This is a genomic window from uncultured Nisaea sp. (genome assembly GCF_963974195.1).
In the GTDB taxonomy this organism is placed as follows: domain Bacteria; phylum Pseudomonadota; class Alphaproteobacteria; order Thalassobaculales; family Thalassobaculaceae; genus Nisaea.
The window spans coordinates 1-5,719 of the sequence record NZ_CAXBDC010000168.1; the positions used below are offsets into that span (position 1 = coordinate 1).

8 protein-coding genes are annotated in these 5,719 nt (G+C 61.8%); 4 read left to right on the forward strand and 4 right to left on the reverse strand.

Annotated elements, in window-relative coordinates:
* Positions 1 to 279 precede the first annotated feature (279 nt).
* The 3 genes from AAC126_RS21430 to folD are packed head-to-tail and all read left to right on the forward strand — an operon-like array spanning position 280 to position 1,815.
* Entirely contained in the window at positions 280 to 558 is a 279-nt protein-coding gene (locus AAC126_RS21430) for a YggT family protein (protein ID WP_339857356.1), read from the forward strand.
* Between the two features lie 13 nt (positions 559 to 571).
* The gene (locus AAC126_RS21435; protein ID WP_339857359.1) at positions 572 to 904 is read left to right on the forward strand and encodes a DUF167 family protein; all 333 of its coding nucleotides are present in this window, start codon (positions 572 to 574) and stop codon (positions 902 to 904) included.
* Positions 905 to 918: 14 nt separating this feature from the next.
* The gene (gene folD / locus AAC126_RS21440) at positions 919 to 1,815 is read left to right on the forward strand and encodes a bifunctional methylenetetrahydrofolate dehydrogenase/methenyltetrahydrofolate cyclohydrolase FolD (RefSeq protein ID WP_339857361.1); all 897 of its coding nucleotides are present in this window, start codon (positions 919 to 921) and stop codon (positions 1,813 to 1,815) included.
* A gap of 10 nt (positions 1,816 to 1,825) precedes the next feature.
* Here the strand turns inward: folD and AAC126_RS21445 are convergent, their stop codons facing one another.
* Positions 1,826 to 2,113: a DUF3253 domain-containing protein gene (locus tag AAC126_RS21445; RefSeq protein ID WP_339857363.1), complete on the reverse strand. Its 288-nt coding sequence runs from the start codon at positions 2,111 to 2,113 to the stop codon at positions 1,826 to 1,828.
* A gap of 109 nt (positions 2,114 to 2,222) precedes the next feature.
* On the opposite strand from AAC126_RS21445, the gene AAC126_RS21450 reads away from it, so the two are divergent.
* Positions 2,223 to 2,918, forward strand: coding sequence for an NnrU family protein (locus AAC126_RS21450; RefSeq protein WP_339857364.1), 696 nt, complete (start codon positions 2,223 to 2,225; stop codon positions 2,916 to 2,918).
* A gap of 18 nt (positions 2,919 to 2,936) precedes the next feature.
* Here the strand turns inward: AAC126_RS21450 and AAC126_RS21455 are convergent, their stop codons facing one another.
* From AAC126_RS21455 to AAC126_RS21465, 3 genes are all read right to left on the reverse strand, one after another.
* Positions 2,937 to 3,164, reverse strand: a complete 228-nt coding sequence (locus AAC126_RS21455; protein WP_339857366.1) for a hypothetical protein — start codon at positions 3,162 to 3,164, stop codon at positions 2,937 to 2,939.
* 171 nt (positions 3,165 to 3,335) lie between these two features.
* Entirely contained in the window at positions 3,336 to 4,262 is a 927-nt protein-coding gene (locus tag AAC126_RS21460) for a pseudouridine-5'-phosphate glycosidase (RefSeq protein ID WP_339857368.1), read from the reverse strand.
* A 114-nt stretch (positions 4,263 to 4,376) separates the two neighbouring features.
* Entirely contained in the window at positions 4,377 to 5,588 is a 1,212-nt protein-coding gene (locus AAC126_RS21465) for an argininosuccinate synthase (protein ID WP_339857370.1), read from the reverse strand.
* Positions 5,589 to 5,719 lie beyond the last annotated feature (131 nt).

Consider the following 5,719-nt stretch of genomic DNA (forward strand, 5'->3'; position numbering starts at 1 on the left):
GATCGAACTCCCGACCTTCGCATTGCGAACGCGACGCTCTCCCAGCTGAGCTACGGCCCCACCGATGCCAGGCAATATGTATTGCCGACAAGCTGCTGACAGATAATCGAAGGCCGTGTGCTTGGCAAGGGCAAAGCACCTTCGATCTGCGGCTTTGCAATACACCGCAACCGTCCCATATAAGCAGAGCGAAAGTGAGCTGCGCCAAGAGCTTGCCGTGCGCGCGGCCGGACGGTACGGTCCGTTGCGCCGAACACCCCGAAGGACGGAAACTCGCACATGCTGTCGTTGCTGAATCTCGTTAGTACAGTCATCCAGCTCTATATCTACGCGCTCTTCATCTTCATCATCATGGGATGGCTGGTGCAGTTCAACGTGATCAATGCGCAGAATCGCTTTGTCTATCTGGTGATGGATTTCCTTTACCGCGTGACGGAACCATTGCTGCGGCCGATCCGAAACATCCTGCCCAACCTTGGTGGTCTTGATATTTCACCGATTGTCCTGGTCCTGGGCCTGAGTTTTCTGCGCAGTCTGATGTGGGAATATCTCGGCTAAGACGCCGGGCCGGATGACCGCCCTGCCCTATGAAGCCACGCCTGACGGCCTGCGCCTGCGCGTGCGTCTGACGCCCAATGCGTCCCGCGACGGGATCGGCGGTGTCGCACCAGATGCGGAACAGGTCGCATGGCTGACAGCCACGGTCACCTCAGCTCCCGAAAATGGCCGCGCTAACAAGGCCCTGATCAAGATGCTGGCGAAAAGCTGGAAACTACCGAAAAGCAGCATCGATATCCGCTCCGGTGCAACACAGCGGCGCAAGATCCTGCTGATCGCGGGGGACGGAACAGCCCTGGCGGCACAACTGAAACACTGGCTCACGCAACACGAGCCCGCACACTAGAGGGAACTGACCCCATGGGCACTGCCGCACTGATCGACGGAAAGGCCTTCGCGGCCGGATTGCGGGACCGCATCGGCACCGCCATCGCGGATCTGAAAAGCAAACACGGCGCCGTTCCAGGCCTTGCCGTGGTGCTGGTCGGTGAGGATCCGGCAAGTCAGGTCTATGTCCGCAACAAGGGCAAGCAGACGACCGAAAGCGGCATGGCGTCGTTCGAGCACAAGCTCGATGCCTCGACGAGCCAGGAGAGCCTGCTGAAGCTGATCGCCGATCTGAACGCCGATCCGGCCGTCGACGGTATTCTGGTGCAGCTTCCCCTGCCCGATCACATCGACGCCCAGGCCGTGCTCGATACCATCACACCTGAAAAAGACGTGGACGGCTTTCATGTAATCAATGCCGGCCGTCTGGCCACCGGTGGCGACGCGCTGGTGCCCTGCACCCCGCTCGGCTGTCTGTTGCTGCTGCGCGACCAGTTGGGCGATCTGACCGGCAAGCACGCGGTTATCGTCGGCCGCTCCAACATCGTCGGCAAACCGATGGCCGCCCTGCTGCTGCGCGAGAGCTGCACCGTCACCGTCACCCATTCCCGGACAAAAGATCTGCCCGCGGAATGCCGCCGGGCCGATATTCTGGTGGCTGCTGTCGGGCGTCCGGAGATGGTCAAGGGAGACTGGGTGAAGCCGGGCGCGACCGTGATCGATGTCGGCATCAACCGGATCGACGCGCCCGAGAAAGGCGAAGGTAAAACCCGGCTGGTCGGCGATGTCGATTTCGCCAGCGCTTCCGAAGTCGCTGGCGCCATCACCCCGGTGCCGGGAGGCGTCGGCCCGATGACCATCGCCTGTCTGCTGCGCAACACGGTCGAGGCCGCCTGCCGCCGCCGCGGCTGGGATATGCCGGAACTCTGATTCGGGCCTTTTAAGCCCCGGAGGTGGGTGTCGCTCCGGGCGCGGCAGCGTACCGGATCACCCCCCTCGCCTCGGCCAGCGGGACCGGCTTGCCCTTGCGCAACGACACCAATGTGCCTTCTGCTTCCAGTACCACCGCGACACGCTCGATCTGCCGCAGCAGCGCGCGCCAGGCCGGTTTCGGCCCGGCTGGATCGCCGCCAGCGGCAATACCGATCTGGTTCGGAGACAGCCGTCCGTCTCCCACGGCGGAGCCAAGCATCTCCCGCATCAGCTTTGTCAGGCTTTCGTCATCCATCTTTGCATCCAGAGCGGCTACACTTATATGCCCTGTGATGACCTGAATCCGGCCACCCGTCCACAGCAAGAGTCGGGCGCCTCGCGGACCACCTGCTTTGGGGAGCGGTATGACTGGAAGCCTGGACGCACTTTTCGCGGCCGTCGTAACCTTTGTCGGCGGGCATTTCCTGCTCGGCTGGCCAAGTATTCGCGCCACATTGATCGAACAGATCGGCATCAACAGGTTCAGGGGACTGTTCTCGCTTGCCGCCGGTGTCGCCATGGTCTGGATGCTGCTGGCCTACGGCGATGCGCCTTATCTGGCTCTCTGGGCGCCGCCGCTCTGGACCCGCTGGATCCCTAATATCGTCATGCCGCTCGCCACAATCCTGCTGGTTTGCGGATACAGCCCCTTCAGCCCGACGGCAATGATGACCGAAGAAGGCTATGACGAGCCGCATCTGTTGCGCGGCATCCTGACCGTGACACGGCACCCTGTGATGATGGCCATCGGCCTCTGGGCGCTTGCGCACCTCAGCGTGCGTGGCGATGCGGCCTCGATGATGCTGTTCGGCGGGATCGCGGTGCTGGCTTTCGGCGGCATGGTGAAGATCGATGCCAAGAAGCGTGCAGAATTCGGCGCCAAATGGGCACCTTTCGAGCTCACCACCTCCGTGCTGCCTTTCCGGGCCATTCTGGAGGGCCGGACCAGGCTCGACTGGAAGGGTATTGGCTGGCTCCGCCTCGGCGGCGGCCTGCTGCTATGGGCCGTCCTGCACGGCGCCCATCCCTACATCACGGGTGTCAGCGCTGTACCGCTCTGAGCGTGAATGCCGACCGGGTCACTCAACCTCGTAACGGCCTCTGGTCAGCAGGATCAGCAGCACGAACATCACCGGCACAGCACAAAGCGCCGGGATGATGATACCCGGGTAGCCAAAGAACGCCGCCGACAGGATCCAGAGCAATCCGCAATTAATCAGAAAGTAAGTGAAAGCTGACTCACCACCGGTTTTCAGATCGCGAAGGCACCATCCGATAACTGGGATCGTGTAGAGCAATTTCTGCACAGGAATTACCTCGGGATTTGTATTGGCAGCGAGCCTGGAACGTCATCCCAGCAGGCAGCGCAACAGAAAACATGCTCCGTTGCCCCGACCGGTCCCGCTGGTCGCGGCTCTTTTGTGTCAAGAATTGTGCAGCGCAACAATGTGTGATTTTGACGCAGATCAGCTTTGTGGTTATACGCGCCCACGCAAAGGCCTCCTGAACAAGGCCTCCGCGATTCCGGCCCCGAGGCGGGCATTCGAACGGACAAGTTCGATATTGACCGTGAGACTCGCGCCGCCCGTCGCGGCACGGATTTGCTCCAGAAGATAGGGCGTCACCTGCTTACCATTGGTGCCCGTCCGTTTTGCCTCGAACAGGGCGTCATCGATGATCCGTTCCATCGCCGCCCGGTCCAGCGCATGCTCTTCCGGGACGGGATTGGCGATCAGCATGCCGGCCTCAAGGCCCAGATCCCGTCCGGCACGCCAGGCGGCTGCAATCTCTTCAGGGCTGTCGAGCCGCAGCGGCACGCGCAACCCGCTGGCGCGGCAGAAGAAGGCCGGAAACTCGTCGGTGCCATAACCGATCACCGGCACGCCCTTCGTCTCCAGCACTTCCAGTGTCTTCGGCAGATCGAGAATGGATTTCGCCCCGGCGGAGATCACCATCACCGGCGTCCGGGCCAGCTCATCCAGATCGGCGGAGATGTCGAAATCCAGTTCCGCCCCACGATGCACCCCGCCGATCCCGCCAGTGGCAAAGACCTCAATCCCGGCTCTGACGGCGAGGATCATGGTGGCGGCAACCGTCGTGCCCCCGGTCCAGCCTTGGGAAAGGGCCACACCAAGGTCGCGGCGGGAAAGCTTCACAACCCCGTCAGTCGAACACAGCCGGACCAGATCTGGCGTCGAAAGTCCGATGCGGACGGTGCCGTCCAGCACGGCGATGGTCGCCGGAACGGCCCCGGCAGCCCGGACTTCCGCCTCAATCTCCCGGCCGATATGAAGATTGTCCGGCTTTGGCAGGCCGTGAGTCAGAATGGTGCTTTCAAGCGCCACAACCGGACGGCCCTCGGCGAAAGCCGTTTCAACCTCTTCCGAGAAGATCAAACCGGTCATTTGGCTCTCCCTGTCCGTCACCCCGGATCCAATCCGGGATCCATGGATCATAAGGCGATACGCGCCATCCGTGGATCCCGATTTTCATCGGGATGACGACAGGGAATGGACCGGCTATCCCTGCAGCATCTTGTTCAGGCGCAGACGCAGGGCGTTCAGCTTGATGAATCCGGCGGCATCCTTGTGATCGTAGGTGCCGGAGCCTTCCTCGAAGGTCACGATATCCTCGGAATAGAGGCTGCGATCCGCCTTGCGGCCGGTGCAGGTGACATTGCCCTTGTAGAGCTTCATCCGCACGGTACCGGTGACGTTGCGCTGGCTGTGATCGATCGCGGCCTGCATCATCTCGCGCTCCGGCGAGAACCAGAAGCCGTTATAGATCAGCTCGGCATAGCGCGGCATCATCTCGTCCTTGAGATGCGCCATGCCACGATCAAGCGTCAGGCTTTCCATCGCCCGATGGGCATGGTGCATGATGGTGCCGCCCGGGGTCTCGTAAACGCCCCGGTTCTTCATGCCGACGAAACGGTTCTCCACCAGATCGAGACGGCCGATGCCGTTGCTGCCGCCATATTCGTTCAGCGCGGTCAGCAGCGTTGCCGGCGACATACGCTCGCCATTGATCGCCACCGGATCGCCATGCTCGAAATCGATCTCGATCTCGGTCGCCTTGTCCGGCGCCTTTTCCGGGGAAACGGTGCGCTGGAAGACATATTCTTCCGGGCTCTTCCACGGATCTTCCAGCACCTTGCCCTCGGAGGAGGAGTGCAGCAGGTTCGCATCGACGGAGAACGGCGCTTCGCCGCGCTTGTCCTTGGCGATCGGAATCTGGTGCTTCTCGGCAAACTCGATCAGCCTGGTGCGGGACGTGAGATCCCATTCCCGCCACGGGGCGATGATCTTGATGTCCGGTTGCAGCGCGTAATAGCTGAGCTCGAAACGGACCTGGTCGTTACCCTTGCCCGTCGCGCCGTGGGAGACGGCATCCGCGCCGACTTCCTTGGCGATTTCGATCTGGCGCTTGGAGATCAGCGGCCGGGCGATCGAGGTGCCGAGCAGATAGGTGCCTTCATAGAGTGCGTTGGCGCGAAACATCGGAAAAACATAGTCGCGCACGAATTCCTCGCGCACATCCTCGACATAGATTTCCTTGATGCCCATCATGCGGGCCTTTTCACGCGCCGGCTCGACATCCTCTCCCTGCCCCAGATCGGCGGTGAAGGTCACCACCTCACAGTTATAGGTATCCTGCAGCCAGCGCAGGATGACGGAGGTATCCAGGCCGCCGGAATAGGCCAGCACAACTTTTTTGACGCTCTCGGACATGGGTTCGCCTTGACGGTAGAGGGCCCGGCGGGGCCCGTGAAACACAAGCGGAGGCGCGGCAATCGGGCCGCTGCACCACCAACGGCGCGGGAGTATAGGCAAACTGTCATGATCGGCAAGGAAAAGGCCGA

Excerpts from the sequence above, each read along its gene's own strand:
- AAC126_RS21430 (WP_339857356.1), top strand. The coding sequence starts at position 280 with ATGCTGTCGTTGCTGAATCTCGTTAGTACAGTCATCCAGCTCTATATC.
- AAC126_RS21435 (WP_339857359.1), top strand. The coding sequence starts at position 572 with ATGACCGCCCTGCCCTATGAAGCCACGCCTGACGGCCTGCGCCTGCGC.
- folD (WP_339857361.1), top strand. The coding sequence starts at position 919 with ATGGGCACTGCCGCACTGATCGACGGAAAGGCCTTCGCGGCCGGATTG.
- AAC126_RS21445 (WP_339857363.1), bottom strand. The coding sequence starts at position 2,113 with ATGGATGACGAAAGCCTGACAAAGCTGATGCGGGAGATGCTTGGCTCC.
- AAC126_RS21450 (WP_339857364.1), top strand. The coding sequence starts at position 2,223 with ATGACTGGAAGCCTGGACGCACTTTTCGCGGCCGTCGTAACCTTTGTC.
- AAC126_RS21460 (WP_339857368.1), bottom strand. The coding sequence starts at position 4,262 with ATGACCGGTTTGATCTTCTCGGAAGAGGTTGAAACGGCTTTCGCCGAG.
- AAC126_RS21465 (WP_339857370.1), bottom strand. The coding sequence starts at position 5,588 with ATGTCCGAGAGCGTCAAAAAAGTTGTGCTGGCCTATTCCGGCGGCCTG.